Here is an 18241-nt window from a genome sequence, read left to right on the forward strand (position 1 = left end):
CGTTGTCATGCCCCTAGCTTGGTATGACTACGACAAATCGGCAACTGCGCGGCTGGCCTGCAATTCTTTTTCCATCAGGTCGATGCAGCGTTGCATCTGTTCGCGGCACTGCTCGGCCAGGGCGGGAACATCCTGGTGGGTCATGCCGGTGGTGGAGATCGGCGCCAGCGAGCGGATGATCACCTTCTGCTTGCGCCAGCCGTTGAGGTTCAGGCGCCTGGCGTAGCGGCTCACGCACACCGGCACGATGGGCACGCCGGCTTCGATGGCCATGTGGAACGCGCCCTTCTTGAAGGCCAGCAACCGATCGCCGGCGTTGCGCGTGCCCTCGGGGAATACCCAGATCGAGGTGTCCTGTTCCTGCAGGGTGCGGGTGGTGGTCTGCATGGCGCGTCGGGCCTGGTAGGCGTTGCTGCGATCGACCAGCACATTGCCGCCCAGCCAGAACAGCTGGCCGAACAGGGGGATCCATTTGAGGCTCTTCTTGCCGATGCACACTGTGCGCGGCGGCACCACGTGACCGAGCACGAACAGGTCATGGTTGGATTGGTGGTTGGCCACGATCACGCAGCCCGGGGGCTGGTCGAACAGCGGGCCGACTTCGGCCTGTACCTGCAGGCGCATCAGCCAGGTGGCGGGCCAGCCATACAGGCGCGCGAACACGCGGCTGTTGTCGGGGTTGAAAGGCCGACACAGGCCGATGAGCACACCCAGTATGCCTACCAGAACAAAATGCAGGCCCAGGAGGGGCATGCGGATCAGAAACAGCATTGTGGTTAACCCCGGACAAAACGCGGCGCAGTGTACGGTTGTGCACAGCCCGGGGCAAACTTAAAGCTTCGCCGGCAAGGCCGGCTCCTGCAACGGTTGCGTCCCCTGCAGGAGCCGGCCTTGCCGGCGAATGGCGCGACCCGCTATCAGACCGGGTGTTCCTGGTCGCGAATGATCGCGTCGTCCAGCAGGTCCAGCAGCGCCTTGCGCACCTTGAGCTTGGTCTTCTTGTGCGCGTTCATGTTGATGGTCTTGAGTTGCTGCGCCGCTGCCAGGGCGGTTGCGTGCAACTGCTCCACCGGCACCACCTTGTCGAGGAAGCCGGCATCCACGGCACTGGCCGGGTCGAACATCTCGGCATTGATGACCGAGCGGTGGAAGGCCGAGCGACGCAGGCGATCACGCGCCAGCTCGATGCCGGCGTGGTGCATGGTCATGCCGATCTGCACTTCATTCAGGCCGATGCGGAACGGGCCTTCGACGCCGATGCGGTAGTCGGCCGACAGCAGCAGGAATGCACCCTTGGCCACGGCGTGGCCAGGGCAGGCGACGATCACCGGGAACGGATGCGACAGCAGGCGCCGGGAGAGCGTCGAGCCGGCGGTCACCAGCGCGATGGAGGCCTGTGGCCCAGAGGTCATCACCTTGAGGTCGTAGCCACCGGAGAGGATGCCCGGCTGGCCGGTGAGGATGACGACGGCGCGATCCTGCACGGCACGGTCCAGTGCATCGTTGAAGGCAGCGATCACGTCCGGTGAAATGGCGTTGACCTTGCCGTTGTTCAGGGTCAGCGTCGCGATGCCGTCTTCCAGTTGGTAGGTAACCAGCTCACTCATGACAGAGTTCCTTTAGGTGGAGTGGGGCTGACGTTACCCAGCTGCCGCGGTCAGGTAAAGCACCAAGGCTGACCGATGAGTCAGGCGCAGCACGCCGGCCCCGGCACCACGGGCTTCGTGCATGGACCACAGCCGAACCACGCCAGAGATTGGCAGCTTTGCCACTGCTGGCTTAAGCGCATGAATATTCTGAAAAAAACCTTTGCCATTCAAAGTGCTTTCGACTACATTAGCGCGCCTCGACAGGCTGAACAGCTTGGCGAGAACCGGTGAAGTGTCCGAGTGGCTGAAGGAGCACGCCTGGAAAGTGTGTATACAGGAAACTGTATCAAGGGTTCGAATCCCTTCTTCACCGCCATATTCAGATACGCGAAGAGCCCCCGAACTTGAAAGAGTCCGGGGGCTTTTTGTTGGGCCATTGAAAAGGAAGTTTCAGATGCTTGCAGAGTGCTTTTCCGAACAGCAGATTCTTGCCGCCGAGCAATTGATTGCTCTTGTCAGCCCCACGCCCGAAATGGCCGCCGAGCATCTTCAGGCGTTTCGCGAGCTGGAGCTGGACGAGGATGACATCGAAGAGTTCGAGGACGATCCCAAGCAACTGATGTGGATGGTCAAGGACATCGCCGACTGGGAGTCGGTGTTCTACGTCGACTGGAAGGACACCGAGTCGTTCGTGCAAAGCGTCCAGCAACTGGCAGAAGCACGTGACGCCCAGGTGACCTTTGGCGTGGATGACCCGGAAGATGAAGACTTCCTGGAAAACCACAGCGTGTCGCAACTGATGGCGCTGGCCCATGCCGAGCTTCAGAAGCAGGGCCTGGTGCTGTGGAACTGGTCGACGCTGGAGGACTGCTACAGCGGCTTCATCACCACCCCGGCCGCGGCGGCCGACCTGAGCGAAATCGCCGGGATACTGGAAGTGCAGTTCCGCGAGGGCAGCGAGCCGTTCTGATCGGCGGCGCGCTGTTCGCCAGCCAGGCTGGCTTCTGCAGGCAACGCGAACGCCTGTGCAGGAGCCGGCCTTGCCGGCGAACGCATTCTCAGAAGCTCACAGCAGCCGACACCCGCGCAGTTCGCGGCGCGCCCTGAAACAGGTAGCCGTCGCCCAGATACTCCCCCGCGTCCCTCCAGTAGCGCCGATCGAACACGTTATCCACTGTCAGGCGCAGCACCGTGTCATACCCGCCGATGCGCGTGCGATAGCGGCTGCCAATGTCGAACACCGCATAGCCACCCACCGCCACCGTACCTGCCTGGTTGGCATACTTGCTCGCGCTGTAGCGCGCCCCACCCAGCAGCGCCAACCCCGGTACTCGCGGGAGGCTGTAGTCGGCCTGCAGCGCCGCGCGCAGGTTCGGCACATTCAGCGCCTGATGGTCGTCGTACGCCCGCGTGCCGCTGCCGCCGACCCGTGCACGAATGGCCGCGGCACTGGCGTTGATCTGCAGGTTCGACGTTACCCAGCCGCTGGCCGCCAGCTCCAGGCCAGTGTTCTTCTGCTGCCCCTGCTGCACGTAGGTGAAGTCACCGCTGCCATCCGGCTGGGCATACTGATACCCCTGGCGCAGCTGGAACAGCGCCGCGCTCAGGCTCATGCGCTGCCATTCACGCTTGATACCCAGTTCGAGCTGGCGTGACGTGGTGGGGGCCAGGATGTCCTGGCTGTTGAGCGCGAACCACGGCGCGGCATTGCCCGACGACAGCCCCTTGCTGTAGCTGGCGTACAGCGAAATGTCCGCGCGCGGCTTGTAGATCAGTGCGGCGTTGGGCAGCAGTTCATATTGCCGGGTATGCCGGCGCAGGTTGCCGTCTTCACCAAAGGCCTGCTCGTCCAGGCGTACAACGCGCGCACCGAGTACCGTCTGCCAGTGTTCGTCGAAGCTGATCCGGTCGCTGGCGAACAGGCCGTACTGGCGGCTGTCGAGGCGGCGTTCGCGGTGGCCCGGGCTGCCGTCGAAGGGCTCCAGTGCAGGCGTAGGCTGGTAGATGTTGCCGCTGCCGATCCACTCGTTGAACGTCGGTCGCTGGTCGACAGTTCGCCGTTGCGCGCTGCTGCCGACCGTCAGCTCGTGCTCCAGGCCCGCCAGGGCAAACAAGCCGTTGAGAGTGACCTGTGCCTCGTCGGTGCGCCGGGTATCGTCCGGACTGCGGTAGTCGTAGATGTCGTAGTCGCCCTCGGGGCTGAAGTAGTTCGGCACCTTCGAGCCTGCGCAGCTGGCGGCGCCGTAGCAACCCCAGGCGAACGCGCTGTAGTCGTCGATCACCACGCGGCTGCGCGAAGCGCTCACGCTGCCGGTCCAGGTGTCGCTGAAGCGGTATTCGAAGCGACCGCCCAGGTTCAGCGAGTCGATCTGCACCGGCTTGGCCCAGTGCTGATAGGCCAGGCGATCGTCGGGGTCGATGCCGTGGGGCAGGCGGTTGCCGCCGAGCAACTGGTAGCCGGGCACCGAGCGCTGCTCGCGCTGCTGGTACTCGACATCCAGTTGCAGCAGCGCATCCGGGTTCACTTGCCAGTCGAAGGCCAGAGAAGCGAAGTCGCGCTGGCCGTCGGCATGGTCGACGTAGGAGCGGATATCTTCATGGGCCAGGTTTGCGCGCAGGCCGAACTGGCGTTCGCTGCCAAACCAGCCGCCCAGGTCGGTGGCGATGTAGCGCTCGCCCAGGGCCGTGCTCGATACCGTGAGCGAACGGATGTCCTGCGGGCGCTTGGTCACATAGTTGATCAGCCCGCCGGGTTCGGCTACTCCGCTTTGCAGGCCCGACAGCCCCTTGAGCAACTCGACCTGCTGCTTGTTCTCCAGCGCCACGTTCTGCTCGCCGGCGATGGTCTGGCCGTTGATGGTGTAGCTGTGGGCGGCGTCCAGTTCGAAGCCGCGCACGTTGAAGTTCTCGTAGTAGCCGATGGGCGCATAGCTCTCGCCGACCGAGGCATCGCTTTGCAGCACCTCGCTGAGCAGGCGCACCTGGCGGTCCTGCAGCAACTGTTCGGTGAACACCGATACCGAGGCGGGGGTGTCGAGCAGCGGCGCCGCGCCAAAGCCGGCCACCGAGGCCTGGCGCGGCTGGTAGCCGTCCTCGAGCACATCGGACACGCTCAGGGGCGCGAGGGTGATGCCGCTGTCGGCCAGGGTGGTGGACGAGCTCAGGGCCAGGCCGAGGCTCAGCAGCCCCAGGGGCAGGCGAGGGTGGTGCAGGGTCATGCGCAGGTTCCTTGAAGGCCAGCAACAGGCGCGCCGGCAGGCGGGGCGCCATGTTACCTGAAGGGGGCCTGCGGGTAGGAGCCAGCCTTGTTGGCGAACGCCGTTACGCGGCCTTCACCTGAGCCGAGCGGCGCTCCACCCACAGCCACACCACCAGCGCCACGCCGCCGATCATCAGCCCTGCCACCACGATGCCGTTCCAGCCGTTGGCCTGGAACAACTGCGTACCCAGCAGCGAGCCCAGTGCGCCACCGATGAAGTAGCAGGTGATGTACCCGGCATTGAGTCGGTTGCGCGCCTCGGGGCGCAGGGCGATCACCGCGTTCTGGTTGCTCACGTGCACCAGCTGTACCGCCAGGTCGAGCACCAGCACGCCAATCAGCAGGGCGGCGAGCGACACCTGGGCGAAGGCCAGCGGTACCCAGGCCAGCACCAGGGCCAGCAGCCCCACGGTGGTGCCCAGCGAGCCCTTGCCGCGGTCGGCCAGGCGCCCGGCCCAGTTCGCGGCCAGCGCGCCGGCAGCACCGGCCAGGCCGAACAGCCCGATCACCGCATCGGAGTAGTGGTAGGGCTCGGCTGCCAGCAGAAACGCCAGGGGTGTCCAGAACAGCGCGAACAGGCAGAACGACAGCAGCCCCAGCAACGAGCGCAGGCGCAGCACCGGCTCATCCACGAACAGGCGGAACACCGAACCGATCAGTGCGGGGTACTTGAGCCCGGCGTGCTGGTGGCGCTCGGGCAGGGCCCTGGCCAGGGCGATGGCGCTCAGGGCCATGAGCGCAGCGGCCAGCAGGTAGATGCTGCGCCAGTCACCCAGGGTCGCCATGAACCCGGCAGCGGTGCGCGCCAGCAGAATGCCCAGCAGCAGACCGCTCATCAGCGTGCCGACCACTCGCCCGCGCTCGGACGGGTCGCTCAGGCCGGCGGCCATCGGCACCAGTACCTGCGCCACCACCGAGAACAGCCCGGTCAGGGTGGTGCCGATCAGCAGCCACATCAGGCTGGGGGCGAAGGCGCTGATCAGCAGGCCGACCGTGGCGATGGCGATCATGCTGACGATCAGGCGGCGTTGTTCGAACAGGTCACCCAGCGGCGCGAGCAGCAACAGGCCGGCGCCGTAGCTCAGCTGGGCGGCAATCACGATGCTGCCGGCGGTGGCGGTGGTCAGGCCGAAATGCTGAGCGATGCTGTGCAGCAAGGGCTGCGCATAGTAGTTGCTGGCCACGGCCAGGCCGGTGGCGGTGGCCATCAGCAGAATCAGGGCGCGGCTCAGGTGAGTTGTGGCGGGAGCCATGGACCGTCTCGTTGTCAGGGGGGAAGGGGAGTGCATTATCGAAAATGCGCTAGCATGACGCCAATGAATCGTTTAGATCCCATCAATCTCTTGTACAGATGGAAAGATGAACCTCAAGCAGATCGAATACGCGCTGGCGGTGGCCGATACCGGTAGTTTCACCCGTGCGGCCGAACGTTGTCATGTGGTGCAGTCGGCTTTGAGTCATCAGGTGGCGCGCCTGGAGTCGCAACTGGGCACCTTGCTGTTCGAGCGCAGCTCGCGCCGGGTGCGCCTTACACCTGCCGGCGAAGCCTTCGTGCTCAGCGCACGCACGGCGCTGGAGGCCACCCGGCGCATCGCCGAGGACGTGGCCGCAGCCTGTGGCGAAGTGCGCGGGCGCTTGTCCATCGGCGAGATCAGCTCGCTGACCGAGCTGGACCTGGTGGACCTGCTGGCCGGTTTTCACGGGCAGTACCCGCAGGTGGACATTCGCTGGCTGATCGGCAAGAGCGAGCTGCTGATTGCCGATGTGCGCGAACGGCGCCTGGATGTGGCGTTCATCGGCGTCTGGCCGGGGGAACCGCTGGCGGGGGTGGCGTCGCGCCTGCTGGCGGCCGAGGAACTGGTGGCGGTGCTGCCGCTGCAGCACCCGCTGGCAGGCATCGGGCGTCTGGCGCTGGAGCAACTGGAAGACCAGCCCCTGGTGGACTTCCAGGCTGGCAGCGGCGCGCGTCGACAGACCGACGAGGCATTTGCCGCCGCAGGGGTGCGTCATCGGGTGCAGTTCGAGGTGGGCAGTATCGGCCTGATCGAGAAGTTCGTGCAGCGTGGCCTGGCCCTGGGGCTGGTACCGGCAAGGATCGCCGCAGGCTTCAAGGGCGTTGCCGCAGTACCGGTGTGCGATGCCCCGGTGCGCCACCTGTACGCGATCTGGTCGACCACCCCGACGCCGGCGGCGCGGGCCTTCGTCCAGTTGCTGGAGCAGAACCTGGCGGCAAGGGCAAGCCATTAGCCGTGGCAGCCTCTTTGCTGGCAAGCCAGCGAAGTGCTTCAGAGCACTTCCACCAGTTCGTAGACCTGGCGCCCATTGCCCAGTACCAGCACCACCTCGTCGCCCTCGAGCTTGCCCATCAGGCTTTGCCCCAAAGGTGAGCGCGGGGTGATCACCGTGATCAGCGCCTGCCCTTCGCCGATTTTCAGCCCTGCCGCTTCCGGCCCCAGGAACACGCGCTGCTGGCGATCCTGTTCGTCGGCCAGCAGCACCAGGTTGCTCAGTTGCACGCCGGCCTCGGGGTCGTAGTCGCGCAGGGTCAGTTGCTGGTACGCCAGCCGTGCCTGGCGAATCTCCTCCATGCGCCGGGCCTGCCCGGTGGCCAGGTACGAGGCTTCCAGGCCGAGGGTGTCGTACTTGTTCTCGGCGATGTTCTCCTCGGCAGTGGCCGCCTCATACGCGGTCTGCGCAGCACGTTGCGCCACGTCGAGGTCGACGCCCAGGCGCTCGATGATGCGCGCCAGCAGGTCGGTCTTATTCATCTCAGTTGCAGAACTCAAGGACATTGGCGCGGCTTTTCTCGGTGGGGGCGGTACGGTTCTGTTGCAGCCAGAACTGGCATCTGGGGTTGGACAGGTTGCGCGGGCTGCCCTGGGCCTGCTCCTCGGCCTGCTGCACCGCCTGATCGTGCAGGATCTGCTTGTACTGCTCGAACATGCGGTTCTGCTCCGGCGACTGCTGCGGCGCCACGGCCGGCGCGGGCGGGGCGATCACCTCGTGCAGGGGCTGGCGCAGGTCGGGCAGGTACTGCCAGCCCAGCCACAGGGTCAGCATGATGGCAACGAAGCCCAGCCACAGGCCGATGGCCACGCACAGGATCAGTTGCAGCGGGTTTTGCGAAATTTTCAGTTCACGGCGACGCGCACGGTACGACATGGCAGCCTCCTGGCCAGGACAATGGCGGCGATTGTCGCATGCAGCGCGGGTTTTATTCAGCCTCGCTACTGTTGTCTGCAATGATTAACCCGGACAATCGGCGCTTTTTGTTTCCGGCTCAACGTGAGGTGCCTGCCATGAAACCGACCTGGGATATCTTCTGTTGCGTCGTCGACAACTATGGCGACATCGGCGTCACCTGGCGCCTGGCCCGGCAACTGGTGGCCGAACACGACGTGGCGGTGCGCCTGTGGGTGGATGAACTGGCGGCCTTCGTGCGCCTGTGCCCCGAGGCGGACGCCCAGGCCCGGCAGCAATGGCAGCAAGGTGTCGAGGTGTGCCTGTGGCCGGCCGACTGGCAGCCGACGGCAGTGCCGGACGTGGTGATCGGCGCCTTCGGCTGCCACTTGCCAGCGGCCTATGTCCAGGCCATGCAGGACCGCACCGTGCCGGCAGTGTGGCTGAACCTGGAGTACCTGAGCGCCGAGGGCTGGGTGGAAGGCTGCCACGGCCTGCCGTCGCCCCAGGCCAATGGCCTGCGCAAGGTGTTCTTCTTTCCGGGGTTCACGCCCGGTACCGGCGGGTTGCTGCGCGAAGCCACGTTGCTGACGCGGCGCAAGGCGTTCGAAGACGACCCGCAGGCCCGTCAGGCATTCCTGCGCGGCCTGGGCGTGAGGGTGCATGAGGGTGCACGGCTGATCTCGTTGTTCGCCTATGAGAACCCGGGCCTGGCCAGTTGGCTCGATGTGCTGGCCGCCGACACCCGCCCCAGTCACCTGCTGGTGCCCGAGGGGCGCATCCTGGGGGATGTGCAGGCCTGGCTGGGCGAGAGCGGGCTGGGGGTGGGCAGTGTGACGCAGCGTGGGGCGCTGACGGTGCAGATCCTGCCCTTCGTCAGCCAGGATGACTATGATCGGCTGCTGTGGTGCTGCGAGTTCAATGCAGTGCGCGGCGAGGACTCGTTCGTGCGTGCTCAGTGGGCCGGGCGGCCACTGCTGTGGCATATCTATGTGCAGGAAGAGTACGCCCACTGGGAAAAGCTCGAGGCCTTTCTGGACCATTACACCCAGGGCTTGTCGGCCCCGGCAGCCGCCGCGCTGGTGGCGCTGTGGCGGGCCTGGAACATGGATCGCGACATGGGCCAGGCGTGGCGCGAGCTGCTGGCGCACTGGCCGGAACTGAGCGCCCACGCCGAGCGCTGGTGCGCCGCGCAGGCCGCTCAGCCGGACCTTGCCACGGCGCTGGTACAGTTTTGTCGAAATTCGCTATGATATGCGGCCTCGATTTTTGTAAATCCATCCAAATTCGGATATCTCGCAATGAAAACTGGTAAAGAGCTGAAACCCGGTACCGTGATCCGTATCGACAACGACCCTTGGCTGGTTCAGAAAGCTGAATTCACCAAATCGGGCCGTAACAGCGCGATCATGAAGACCAAGCTGAAAAACCTGCTGACCGGCTACAAGACCGAAACCGTCTACAGCGCCGACGACAAGCTGGACGACGTGATCCTCGACCGCAAAGAAGCGACCCTGTCCTTCATCAGCGGCGACACCTACACGTTCATGGACACCACCGACTACACCATGTACGAGCTGAACGCCGAAGACATCGAAAGCGTTCTGCCTTTCGTTGAAGAAGGCATGACCGATGTGTGCGAAGCCGTATTCTTCGAAGACCGCCTGGTTTCCGTAGAGCTGCCGACCACCATCGTGCGTCAGGTCGACTACACCGAAGGTTCCGCCCGTGGCGATACCTCCGGCAAGGTCATGAAGCCTGCCAAACTGAAGAACGGTACCGAGCTGTCGGTTGCCGACTTCATCGAGATCGGTGACTGGATCGAGATCGACACCCGCGAAGGTGGCTCCTACAAGGGCCGCGCCAAGGTTTAAACCTGGCGATCTGCGCGAACACGAAAACCCGGCCAAGGCCGGGTTTTTTTATGCCCTGCGTGCGCGGCTGCGGCGCCGTCAGAGGCTGTTCTGCAGGTTGTCGCGCAGCGCCAGCAGCTCGGCCTGCAAGCGTTGCAGGCGCTCCAGCGAGTGGCCGCTGGCGCCCAGGATGCACGGCGGTATCGAGCGTGCCTGCGCTTGCAGGGCACGCCCCTGGGCAGTCAGTTGCACGATCACCACGCGCTCGTCCTCGCGGCTGCGGGTGCGCTTTAGCAGGCCCTCGGCTTCCAGACGTTTGAGCAAGGGCGTGAGCGAGCCGGGGTCGGTCAGCAGGCGATGGCTGATTTCGCCGACGGTCAGCCCGTCCTGCTCCCATAGCACCAGCATGGCCAGGTACTGCGGGTAGGTCAGGCCCAGTGCCTGCAGCAGTGGTTTGTACACCTTGGTCATGAGCAGTGACGTGGAGTGCAGGGCGAAGCACACCTGATTGTCGAGCAGCAGCTCATCGTAAACGGGCGCTTTGGAGGTGGCGTTCATGCGGCTCCTTTCTATCTGGTCCATGAAATGGTGGCGCGCATGCTATGCGCGCTATTGCCAGCGCAGCTCGCTCTGCAGTGCCAGGTCCCAGGGAGGGATGGGGCTGAAGCGGCTCTTGAGGAATTCGAGCAGCAAACGGCTGCGAGAGTTCGTTTCATGTTCAAGGCGCAATGCATAGACACCGCTGGTTTCGGCCGGGGGCAGCCCGTTCTCGCAGAACAGCGGCAGCAGGTCGCCGCGCAGCAGGTACTCGCTGATCAGCCAGGTGGGCAGGTGCGCGATGCCCAGGCCCGCCAGGGCGCCGAACAGCAGGGTCTCGGCGTTGTTGGCGCTCATGCGCATGCGCGAGGGGCGCAGCAGACGCATCTGCCCGTCCACCGCGAAGCGCCAGGCGAAGGGTGGGGCCAGGCCATCCCAGTCCAGCCCGTCGTGCTCTGGCAGGTCGCAGGGACTGGCAGGCACGCCACGGGCCTGCAGGTAGGCGGGGCTGGCGCAGGCAATGCGCACCATGTACGCCAGTGGTGTTGCCACCAGCCGGGTATCGGCCAGAGGGCCTGCACGCAGCACCAGGTCGACTTCGCCCAGGTGCGCGCCCTGCAGGTCGACGAAGCTGTCGATCAGGCGCAGTTGTACATCCAGGCCCGGGTACGCCACCAGGAAATCGGCGATGGCCGGTGCCAGGTGGCGGCGGCCGAACGCCGAAGGCGCATCGATGCGGATCAGGCCCTCCGGTGCATTGCTCAGCGACACGGCCTCGGCGCGGGCCAGACGCAGCTCTTCGACGATACGCCGGGCGCGTTCGGCGAATGCATTGCCGGCGGGCGTGGGGCGTACCGCATGGGTGCTGCGCACGAACAGGCGGCTGCCCACGGCGGCCTCCAGGGTATCGATGCGTCGGGCCACCGCCGAAGGGGTCAGCGGGTGGCGCCGCGCTGCGGCAGAAAAGCTGCCGCTTTCGAGCACATCGAGAAACAGGCTCAGGTGTTGGGTGAGGGCGTCCGGGGTCATGGTGATTGCTTGTGCGAATTGGGCACAGCCATTGTGCGTTGCTGTGCGTTTCCCCGCTAGCCCGCCATCGGTAGCATGGCGCTATTGCAGAGCAGAGAGGCGAGCATGGTCGAGTGGTTGATGTACATCGTATTGGGAGCAGGGCTGGGTACCCTGGGCGGGCTGTTCGGGATCGGCGGCGGCCTGATCGCGATCCCCGTGCTGGGCGTGCTGTTCGGCCTTGACCAGCAACTGGCCCAGGGCACCGCGCTGGTGATGGTGGTGCCGAACGTGTTGCTGGCGCTGTGGCGCTATCACCAGCGCAATCGCATCGAGCTGCGTCATGCATTGCCCTTGTCGCTGGCCGGCTTCGTGTTCGCCTGGCTCGGCTCGATCTGGGCAGTGGGGTTGGATGCACAGGCCATGCGCGTCGGCTTCGTGGTGTTTCTGGTGGCGCTGACGGTGTGGAACCTGGTGCGCATGTTCACTCGCAACGCGCCGCCTTCGACCGAGTTGCGCCAGCCCTGGCCCTGGCTGGGTGTGCTGGGCGGGGGGGCCGGTGTGGTCGGCGGGCTGTTCGGGGTAGGGGGCGCGGTGGTCGCCACACCGGTGCTGACCAGTGTGTTCGGCACCACCCAGGTGGTTGCCCAGGGCCTGTCGCTGGCACTGGCGGCGCCCAGTACCTCGGTCACGCTGCTGACCTACGGGCTGCACCAGCATGTGGACTGGAACATGGGCATCGCGCTGGCACTGGGCGGCTTGCTGAGTATCAGCTGGGGCGTGAAGCTGGCCCATGCGCTGCCGGAAAAGGTCCTGCGCTCGTTGTTCTGTGTGTTTCTGGTGGTGTGCGCGTTGATGCTGGGCTTCAGGGTCTGAAGCCCGCCGCGGGTCGAGCCGGCACGGCCGTCGAGGGCCGTGCAGGTGTCAGCGCCGTACCTGCTTGAGCGTTTCGGCGATCAGGAACGCCAGCTCCAGCGACTGGTCGGCGTTCATGCGCGGGTCGCAGTGGGTGTGGTAACGGTCCGACAGCGCGTCTTCGGTGATCGGCCGGGCGCCGCCGATGCATTCGGTGACGTTCTGACCGGTCATCTCGATGTGAATGCCACCGGCATGGCTGCCTTCGGCCTGGTGCACCTGGAAGAACTGCTTGACCTCGCCCAGGATCTGCGCGAAATCGCGGGTCTTGTAGCCGCTGCTGGCCTTGATGGTATTGCCGTGCATCGGGTCGGAGCTCCACAGTACCTTGCGCCCCTCGCGCTCGACGCTGCGGATAAGCCCCGGCAGGTGCTCGCCGACCTTGTTGGCCCCCATGCGCACGATCAGGTTGAGCCGGCCCGGGTCGTTGGCCGGGTTGAGGATGTCGATCAGGCGGATCAGCTCCTCGGTGTTCATGCTCGGGCCCACCTTGACCCCGATCGGGTTGTTCACCCCGCGCAGGAACTCCACGTGGGCGCCGTCCAGCTGACGGGTGCGATCACCGATCCAGAGCATGTGCGCCGAGCAGTCGAAGTAGTCGCCGGTCAGGCTGTCGCGCCGCACGAAGGCTTCCTCGTAGTTGAGCAGCAGCGCCTCGTGCGCGGTGAAAAAGCTGGTTTCGCGCAGTTGCGGCGAGCTGTCCATGCCGCAGGCGCGCATGAAGGCCAGGGTCTCGTCGATGCGGTCGGCCAGCTGGCTGTACTTTTCGGCCAGCGCCGAGTTGGCGATGAAGTCCAGGTTCCACTTGTGCACCTGGTGCAGGTCGGCGAAACCACCCTGGGCGAAGGCGCGCAGCAGGTTGAGGCTGGCGGTGGACTGGTGATAGGCCTGCAGCAGGCGCTCCGGGTCGGGCACGCGGCTGGCAGGGTCGAAGCCGATGCCGTTGACGATGTCGCCCCGGTAGGCCGGCAGGGTCACCTCGCCGATGGTTTCGTCATTGGACGAGCGCGGCTTGGCGAACTGCCCGGCCATGCGCCCCACCTTGACCACCGGGCAGCCGGCGGCAAAGGTCATGACGATGGCCATCTGCAGCAGCACCTTGAAGGTGTCGCGGATTTTCGCTGCCGAGAACTCGGCAAAGCTTTCGGCGCAATCGCCGCCCTGCAGCAGGAAGGCACGGCCTTCGGTCACTTCGGCGAACTGGCGGCGCAGCTCGCGCGCCTCGCCGGCGAACACCAGCGGCGGGTAGCTGGCCAGGGTCTGCTCGACCTTGAGCAGGTGCGCTGCATCGGGGTAGTGCGGTTGCTGCTGGATCGGCAGGGCACGCCAGCTATCGGGACTCCAGGGTTGGCTCATCACAGGCTCGGTTTCTATCGGAAAAGGGCTGTGAACATGCTAACACCTGGACCCTGCCTTGTTGCATCGCCTGTATTGACGGACAATGGTCGTTTTTGCTTGGGCACATGCAGGTGTCGGGAGAGAGCATGACAGAGGAACGGGTAGAGCGGCTGCTGGCGCAGGTGCACGACGAGTTCGGCACCATCAGCGTGCTGGAAGTCGAGGACTACCGCTTTCTCGAGTTTGGCGAGGCCATCGAGCAGAGCTGCGTATTCACTGCCGACCCGAGCTGGCTGGAGTACGACTATACCCGCGCCATGCTGGTGGGCGCGCTGTGCCACTGCGAGCCTGAAAGCGCGCTGTTTCTCGGCCTGGGTGCCGGTACCCTGACCCAGGCCTGCCTGAAGTTCCTACCCCTGGAGGACGTGGAGGCCATCGAGCTGCGTCCCGAGGTGCCGCGCCTGGCCATCGAGTACTTGGGGCTGGACGATGATCCGCGCCTGTACATCCGCGTGGGTGATGCGGTCGAGCTGCTGGAGACGGCCGAGCCTGCCGACCTGATCTTCGTCGACCTCTACACCGACCACGGGCCCGGCGTCGGCCACCTGGCCTGGAAGTTTCTCGAGGACTGCCAGAAGCGCCTGAACCCCGGCGGCTGGCTGGTCATCAACCAGTGGGCCACCGATGACGGCAAGCCGCTGGGCGCTGCGCTGTTGCGCGGGCTGTATCACCGCCATTACTGGGAGCTGCCGGTGAAGGAGGGCAACGTCATCCTGCTGGTGCCCGCCGACCTCGACCAGACCCTCGACCGGGAGGCGCTCACCGCGCGCGCCCGGGCTCTTGAACCGCGCCTGGGCTACTCCCTGCAGCGCCTGATCGAGGTGATCCGACCGGCATCTTGAATAAATCGTTTCAGCTCCGGCCGCGCCGCCAACAGACGCGTGGGCCTCGATCATCGGCAAGGGCTGTCGATTCGAGGCCTCCGGGCTTCTCTTCCCTGTAAAAAAGTCTCACGCGATGCAGGAAATCGGGTATAGTACGCGCCGGTCTTTTACCGGACCTCGTTCAGGTAGTGCAATTCCCCGAAGCCAGCTTCGGCTGCGCGTCCGCACCGCGGACTCTGCCTTGACGTTCCTTTTTTTCTTCAATCGTTTTCGCAAATCCCCGCCGACAAAGCTGCCAGGGTGACCTTCGGGTCTTACAAGGCATGTGCAGCTTTGGAGCATGGGTCTTTGCGGATGCACTTAGAGGCAGACCCATGACCCAGGAAACCGGCGGCTTCGCCGCTCTCGATCTTCATCCAAGTATTGTTGCCGCCGTTATCGCCACTGGCTACGAAGAGCCATCGGCCATTCAGCAGCAATCGATCCCGATTATTCTTGCCGGTCATGACATGATCGGTCAGGCGCAGACAGGTACCGGTAAAACCGCTGCCTTCGCTCTGCCAATCCTGCACCGCATCGACCCGAGCAAGCGCGAGCCGCAAGCCCTGATCCTGGCGCCAACCCGTGAGTTGGCGCTGCAAGTAGCTACCGCATTCGAAACCTACGCCAAGCAGATGCCGGGCGTTACCGTGGTAGCGGTATACGGTGGTGCCCCGATGGGCCCACAACTCAAAGCAATCCGTAACGGCGCGCAGATCGTCGTCGCTACCCCTGGCCGTCTGTGCGACCACCTGCGTCGCGACGAGAAGGTGCTGGCTACCGTCAATCACCTGGTGCTCGACGAAGCTGACGAAATGCTCAAGCTGGGCTTCATGGACGACCTGGAAGTCATCTTCAAGGCCATGCCGGAAACCCGCCAGACCGTACTGTTCTCGGCCACCCTGCCGCAGTCGATCCGTGCGATCGCCGAGCGTCACCTGCGTGACCCGAAACACGTCAAGATCCAGACCAAGACCCAGACCGTGACTGCCATCGAGCAGGCACACCTGATGGTCCACGCCGACCAGAAGGTCTCGGCGGTACTGCGCCTGCTGGAAGTCGAAGAGTTCGATGCACTGATCGCCTTCGTACGTACCAAGCAAGCCACCCTGGACCTGGCCAGCGCCCTGGAAGCCAAAGGCTACAAGGCTGCCGCGCTCAACGGTGACATCGCCCAGAACCAGCGTGAGCGCGTCATCGACTCGCTCAAGGATGGTCGCCTGGACATCGTCGTCGCTACCGACGTCGCTGCCCGTGGTCTGGACGTACCGCGCATCACCCACGTGTTCAACGTCGACATGCCGTACGATCCGGAGTCCTACGTTCACCGTATCGGCCGTACCGGCCGTGCCGGTCGCGAAGGTCGTGCACTGCTGCTGGTCACCCCGCGTGAGCGCCGCATGCTGCAGGTGATCGAGCGTGTGACCGGCCAGAAGGTTGCCGAAGTTCGTCTGCCCAACGCCCAGGCCGTACTGGACGCGCGCATCAAGAAGCTCACCAACAGCCTCGCGCCGCTGGTTGCCGATGCAGAAGCTACCCACGGTGATCTGCTCGACCGCCTGACTGCCGACATCGGTTGCAGCCCGCGTGCCCTGGCCGCGGCCCTGCTGCGCAAGGCCACCAATGGCCAGGCGCTGACCCTGGAAGCCGTCGAGAAAGAGCAGCCGCTGGTGCCGACTTCGGCCCCACGTGGTGATCGTCCTGCCGGTGAGCGCTCCGAGCGTGGCGAGCGTGAGCGTCGCGCGCCGATGCCACTGGGTGAAGGTCGTGCACGTTGCCGTACCGCGCTGGGTGCGCGTGACGGTATCGCGGCCAAGAACCTGCTGGGTGCGATCCTCAACGAAGGCGGCCTGGCCCGCGAAGCGATCGGTCGCATCCAGGTGCGCGACAGCTTCAGCCTGGTCGAGCTGCCGGAAGATGGCCTCGAGAAGCTGCTGACCAAGCTCAAGGACACTCGCGTTGCCGGCAAGCAGCTGAAGCTGCGTCGTTATCGCGAAGATTGATCTTCGAGTGAAATGAAAAATCCCCGACTGGTTCGGGGATTTTTTTTGCCTGGGCGGCCTGTTTCGCTTGTAGGGGCCGGCCTTGCCGGGGAAAGGGCTGCCGCCTCAGTCGAACCGATAGATATCCATTCCCAGTGCTCCCAGGGTGAAGCCCTGGTGCTCGATCGCGAACCGTTCGCCCGCGCCGCGGGCAAAGTACAGCGGCAGCAGGTGTTCGTCGCTCGGGTGGTTGCGCACCGCAAACGGCGCCTGCCGGCGATAGTCATGCAGGGCCGGCGTGTCGCCCGCAGCCAGCTTGTCGATCATCCAGTCGCGAAACGCCAGTGCCCAGGGCTCTACGCTCTCGGGGCCGGCATGCCAGTCGAGTTCGCGCAGGTTGTGGGTAATGCTGCCGGAGCCGATCAGCAGCACGCCTTCCTCGCGCAGGGCCGCCAGTGCCTGGCCTACCTGTTGCTGGTACGCCGGGCCGTGCTGGCTGGGCAGTGATACCTGCACCACCGGGATATCGGCCGCCGGGTACATCAGCGACAGGGGCACCCACGCGCCATGGTCGAAAGGCCGCTTGGCGTCGAGTGTTGTGGGCAGCCCGGCTTCATTGAGCCGTTGCCTTACCTGTTCGGCGAGCTGTGGGTCGCCGGGGACTGGGTACTGCACGGCATACAATGCGGCCGGAAAGCCGCCGAAGTCGTGCCAGGTGGGTGGGTGCGGGTTGCTTGTCACGCGCAGTTCGGTGGTTTCCCAGTGCGCAGACATCACGACGATCGCTCTGGGGCGCGGCAGTTGCGCCGCCATGCGCGCAAGTGCCGGGCCGCTGGCACCCGGTTCCAGTGCCAGCATGGGAGAGCCGTGGGAGATAAACAGGCTGGGCAGCATCGGGGTGGTCCTGAAGGTTAATATGCAGCCATCTTCAGGCAGATCATTGATCTAAATCTAATATAAGTTTTTGCGGTATTTAATCGAATTTATCGAGGTAAGGTTATGCAGCCCGCGTTCTGGCACAACCGTTGGGAGAACGATCTGATCGGCTTTCACCAGCAGCAGGTCAACCCGTATCTGCAGCAGCATTGGCCCGCACTGGGCATTGCGCCTGGTGCCCGGGTACTGGTGCCGCTGTGCGGCAAGAGCCTGGACATGGCGTGGCTGGCCGCGCAAGGCCATGACGTGCTTGGGGTGGAGTTGTCCGAGCGGGCGGTGAAGGACTTTTTTTCCGAGCATGAGCAGGAGCCGCAGGTTTCGCAGCAGGGGGCCTTCATGGTCTACCGCAGCGAGGGCATCGAGTTGTGGTGTGGCGATTTCTTCGCACTGACCGCGGGTGACGTGCGGGGCTGTGCGGGCCTTTACGATCGTGCCGCGATCATCGCCTTGCCGCCTGCCATGCGCGAGCGGTATGTGGCGCATCTGCAGCAGCTCCTGCCGTCGCCTTGCAAGGGCCTGTTGATCACTCTTGACTACGATCAGGCGGTCACTGACGGTCCGCCCTTTGCCGTGCCCGATGAAGAGGTCGAGCGCCTGTTCGGCGAGCATTGGCAGTTGGCGATCGCCGCGCAGGACGACGTGTTGGCGCAGAGCCCCAGGTTCATCAAGGCGGGTGCTGATCGGCTGCTGGAGCGGGTGTACCGTCTGCAACGCTGAAATG

18 protein-coding genes, 1 tRNA gene and 1 pseudogene are annotated in these 18241 nt (G+C 64.8%); 10 read left to right on the plus strand and 10 right to left on the minus strand.

Annotation, left to right across the window (positions count from 1 at the left end):
- Positions 1–27 precede the first annotated feature (27 nt).
- Both V9K84_RS02590 and V9K84_RS02595 read right to left on the minus strand, forming a co-directional pair.
- The gene (locus tag V9K84_RS02590; RefSeq protein ID WP_043862724.1) at positions 28–771 is read right to left on the minus strand and encodes a 1-acylglycerol-3-phosphate O-acyltransferase; all 744 of its coding nucleotides are present in this window, start codon (positions 769–771) and stop codon (positions 28–30) included.
- 146 nt (positions 772–917) lie between these two features.
- Positions 918–1607, minus strand: a complete 690-nt coding sequence (locus V9K84_RS02595) for a crotonase/enoyl-CoA hydratase family protein (protein ID WP_043862725.1) — start codon at positions 1605–1607, stop codon at positions 918–920.
- 75 nt (positions 1608–1682) lie between these two features.
- Here V9K84_RS02595 and V9K84_RS02600 point away from each other — a divergent pair, with 75 nt between their 5' ends.
- The 3 genes from V9K84_RS02600 (at position 1683) to V9K84_RS02610 (ending at position 2559) form a co-directional block, all read left to right on the plus strand.
- Positions 1683–1880 carry a hypothetical protein gene (locus tag V9K84_RS02600; protein ID WP_143516616.1) on the plus strand — a complete coding sequence of 66 codons (198 nt, stop codon included), beginning with the start codon at positions 1683–1685 and terminating at the stop codon, positions 1878–1880.
- Positions 1876–1965: transfer RNA gene (locus V9K84_RS02605), tRNA-Ser, on the plus strand. Before V9K84_RS02600 ends, V9K84_RS02605 begins: the two co-directional genes overlap by 5 nt.
- Before the next feature lie 78 nt (positions 1966–2043).
- Positions 2044–2559, plus strand: a complete 516-nt coding sequence (locus tag V9K84_RS02610) for a hypothetical protein (RefSeq protein ID WP_088514077.1) — start codon at positions 2044–2046, stop codon at positions 2557–2559.
- Between the two features lie 88 nt (positions 2560–2647).
- Here the strand turns inward: V9K84_RS02610 and V9K84_RS02615 are convergent, their stop codons facing one another.
- Both V9K84_RS02615 and V9K84_RS02620 read right to left on the minus strand, forming a co-directional pair.
- Positions 2648–4807 (minus strand): TonB-dependent siderophore receptor, encoded by a 2160-nt coding sequence (locus V9K84_RS02615; RefSeq protein ID WP_088514078.1) that lies wholly within the window; start codon positions 4805–4807, stop codon positions 2648–2650.
- Between the two features lie 103 nt (positions 4808–4910).
- Positions 4911–6101 carry an MFS transporter gene (locus V9K84_RS02620; RefSeq protein ID WP_088514079.1) on the minus strand — a complete coding sequence of 397 codons (1191 nt, stop codon included), beginning with the start codon at positions 6099–6101 and terminating at the stop codon, positions 4911–4913.
- A gap of 106 nt (positions 6102–6207) precedes the next feature.
- Between V9K84_RS02620 and V9K84_RS02625 the strand changes: the two genes are divergently transcribed.
- Entirely contained in the window at positions 6208–7095 is an 888-nt protein-coding gene (locus tag V9K84_RS02625; RefSeq protein ID WP_054915830.1) for a LysR family transcriptional regulator, read from the plus strand.
- A 38-nt stretch (positions 7096–7133) separates the two neighbouring features.
- Here the strand turns inward: V9K84_RS02625 and V9K84_RS02630 are convergent, their stop codons facing one another.
- Positions 7134–7616 carry a GreA/GreB family elongation factor gene (locus V9K84_RS02630; protein WP_043862730.1) on the minus strand — a complete coding sequence of 161 codons (483 nt, stop codon included), beginning with the start codon at positions 7614–7616 and terminating at the stop codon, positions 7134–7136.
- Between the two features lies 1 nt (position 7617).
- Positions 7618–8010, minus strand: a complete 393-nt coding sequence (locus tag V9K84_RS02635; RefSeq protein WP_043862731.1) for a hypothetical protein — start codon at positions 8008–8010, stop codon at positions 7618–7620.
- A 137-nt stretch (positions 8011–8147) separates the two neighbouring features.
- On the opposite strand from V9K84_RS02635, the gene earP reads away from it, so the two are divergent.
- Together earP and V9K84_RS02645 are read left to right on the plus strand one after the other, a co-directional pair.
- Positions 8148–9281, plus strand: coding sequence for an elongation factor P maturation arginine rhamnosyltransferase EarP (gene earP / locus V9K84_RS02640; protein ID WP_043862732.1), 1134 nt, complete (start codon positions 8148–8150; stop codon positions 9279–9281).
- Positions 9282–9329: 48 nt separating this feature from the next.
- Complete coding sequence (locus tag V9K84_RS02645; protein WP_043862733.1) at positions 9330–9902, plus strand: elongation factor P; 573 nt, start codon at positions 9330–9332, stop codon at positions 9900–9902.
- A 78-nt stretch (positions 9903–9980) separates the two neighbouring features.
- On the opposite strand, the gene V9K84_RS02650 is transcribed toward V9K84_RS02645, so the two are convergent.
- A complete protein-coding gene (locus tag V9K84_RS02650; protein ID WP_043862734.1) occupies positions 9981–10439 on the minus strand; it encodes a MarR family transcriptional regulator in 459 nt (152 codons plus the stop codon).
- 51 nt (positions 10440–10490) lie between these two features.
- Complete coding sequence (locus tag V9K84_RS02655; protein ID WP_054915829.1) at positions 10491–11447, minus strand: LysR family transcriptional regulator; 957 nt, start codon at positions 11445–11447, stop codon at positions 10491–10493.
- A gap of 105 nt (positions 11448–11552) precedes the next feature.
- Here V9K84_RS02655 and V9K84_RS02660 point away from each other — a divergent pair, with 105 nt between their 5' ends.
- Positions 11553–12302 (plus strand): sulfite exporter TauE/SafE family protein, encoded by a 750-nt coding sequence (locus V9K84_RS02660; protein WP_043862736.1) that lies wholly within the window; start codon positions 11553–11555, stop codon positions 12300–12302.
- A gap of 48 nt (positions 12303–12350) precedes the next feature.
- Here V9K84_RS02660 and V9K84_RS02665 read toward each other — a convergent pair whose 3' ends face one another.
- Positions 12351–13697 carry a 3-deoxy-7-phosphoheptulonate synthase class II gene (locus V9K84_RS02665; RefSeq protein ID WP_054915827.1) on the minus strand — a complete coding sequence of 449 codons (1347 nt, stop codon included), beginning with the start codon at positions 13695–13697 and terminating at the stop codon, positions 12351–12353.
- 128 nt (positions 13698–13825) lie between these two features.
- Here V9K84_RS02665 and V9K84_RS02670 point away from each other — a divergent pair, with 128 nt between their 5' ends.
- Both V9K84_RS02670 and V9K84_RS02675 read left to right on the plus strand, forming a co-directional pair.
- Positions 13826–14581, plus strand: a complete 756-nt coding sequence (locus V9K84_RS02670) for a spermidine synthase (RefSeq protein ID WP_043862738.1) — start codon at positions 13826–13828, stop codon at positions 14579–14581.
- A gap of 322 nt (positions 14582–14903) precedes the next feature.
- Positions 14904–16605, plus strand: a pseudogene (locus tag V9K84_RS02675) (DEAD/DEAH box helicase).
- A 105-nt stretch (positions 16606–16710) separates the two neighbouring features.
- Here the strand turns inward: V9K84_RS02675 and V9K84_RS02680 are convergent.
- Positions 16711–17478: a class III extradiol ring-cleavage dioxygenase gene (locus tag V9K84_RS02680; protein WP_088514080.1), complete on the minus strand. Its 768-nt coding sequence runs from the start codon at positions 17476–17478 to the stop codon at positions 16711–16713.
- Between the two features lie 105 nt (positions 17479–17583).
- On the opposite strand from V9K84_RS02680, the gene V9K84_RS02685 reads away from it, so the two are divergent.
- On the plus strand, positions 17584–18237 hold the full coding sequence (locus tag V9K84_RS02685) for a thiopurine S-methyltransferase (protein ID WP_088514081.1): 654 nt from the start codon (positions 17584–17586) through the stop codon (positions 18235–18237).
- Positions 18238–18241 lie beyond the last annotated feature (4 nt).

The organism is Pseudomonas sp. AE27 (assembly GCF_037113495.1).
GTDB classification, from domain to species: Bacteria; Pseudomonadota; Gammaproteobacteria; order Pseudomonadales; family Pseudomonadaceae; genus Aquipseudomonas; species Aquipseudomonas palmensis.

Coding starts and splice junctions, on each gene's coding strand:
- V9K84_RS02615 (WP_088514078.1), bottom strand. CDS start 4,807: ATGACCCTGCACCACCCTCGCCTGCCCCTGGGGCTGCTGAGCCTCGGC.
- V9K84_RS02665 (WP_054915827.1), bottom strand. CDS start 13,697: ATGAGCCAACCCTGGAGTCCCGATAGCTGGCGTGCCCTGCCGATCCAG.
- V9K84_RS02610 (WP_088514077.1), top strand. CDS start 2,044: ATGCTTGCAGAGTGCTTTTCCGAACAGCAGATTCTTGCCGCCGAGCAA.
- V9K84_RS02625 (WP_054915830.1), top strand. CDS start 6,208: ATGAACCTCAAGCAGATCGAATACGCGCTGGCGGTGGCCGATACCGGT.
- V9K84_RS02630 (WP_043862730.1), bottom strand. CDS start 7,616: ATGAATAAGACCGACCTGCTGGCGCGCATCATCGAGCGCCTGGGCGTC.
- V9K84_RS02645 (WP_043862733.1), top strand. CDS start 9,330: ATGAAAACTGGTAAAGAGCTGAAACCCGGTACCGTGATCCGTATCGAC.
- earP (WP_043862732.1), top strand. CDS start 8,148: ATGAAACCGACCTGGGATATCTTCTGTTGCGTCGTCGACAACTATGGC.
- V9K84_RS02650 (WP_043862734.1), bottom strand. CDS start 10,439: ATGAACGCCACCTCCAAAGCGCCCGTTTACGATGAGCTGCTGCTCGAC.
- V9K84_RS02635 (WP_043862731.1), bottom strand. CDS start 8,010: ATGTCGTACCGTGCGCGTCGCCGTGAACTGAAAATTTCGCAAAACCCG.
- V9K84_RS02660 (WP_043862736.1), top strand. CDS start 11,553: ATGGTCGAGTGGTTGATGTACATCGTATTGGGAGCAGGGCTGGGTACC.
- V9K84_RS02670 (WP_043862738.1), top strand. CDS start 13,826: ATGACAGAGGAACGGGTAGAGCGGCTGCTGGCGCAGGTGCACGACGAG.
- V9K84_RS02595 (WP_043862725.1), bottom strand. CDS start 1,607: ATGAGTGAGCTGGTTACCTACCAACTGGAAGACGGCATCGCGACGCTG.
- V9K84_RS02655 (WP_054915829.1), bottom strand. CDS start 11,447: ATGACCCCGGACGCCCTCACCCAACACCTGAGCCTGTTTCTCGATGTG.
- V9K84_RS02600 (WP_143516616.1), top strand. CDS start 1,683: ATGAGTCAGGCGCAGCACGCCGGCCCCGGCACCACGGGCTTCGTGCAT.
- V9K84_RS02680 (WP_088514080.1), bottom strand. CDS start 17,478: ATGCTGCCCAGCCTGTTTATCTCCCACGGCTCTCCCATGCTGGCACTG.
- V9K84_RS02620 (WP_088514079.1), bottom strand. CDS start 6,101: ATGGCTCCCGCCACAACTCACCTGAGCCGCGCCCTGATTCTGCTGATG.
- V9K84_RS02590 (WP_043862724.1), bottom strand. CDS start 771: ATGCTGTTTCTGATCCGCATGCCCCTCCTGGGCCTGCATTTTGTTCTG.
- V9K84_RS02685 (WP_088514081.1), top strand. CDS start 17,584: ATGCAGCCCGCGTTCTGGCACAACCGTTGGGAGAACGATCTGATCGGC.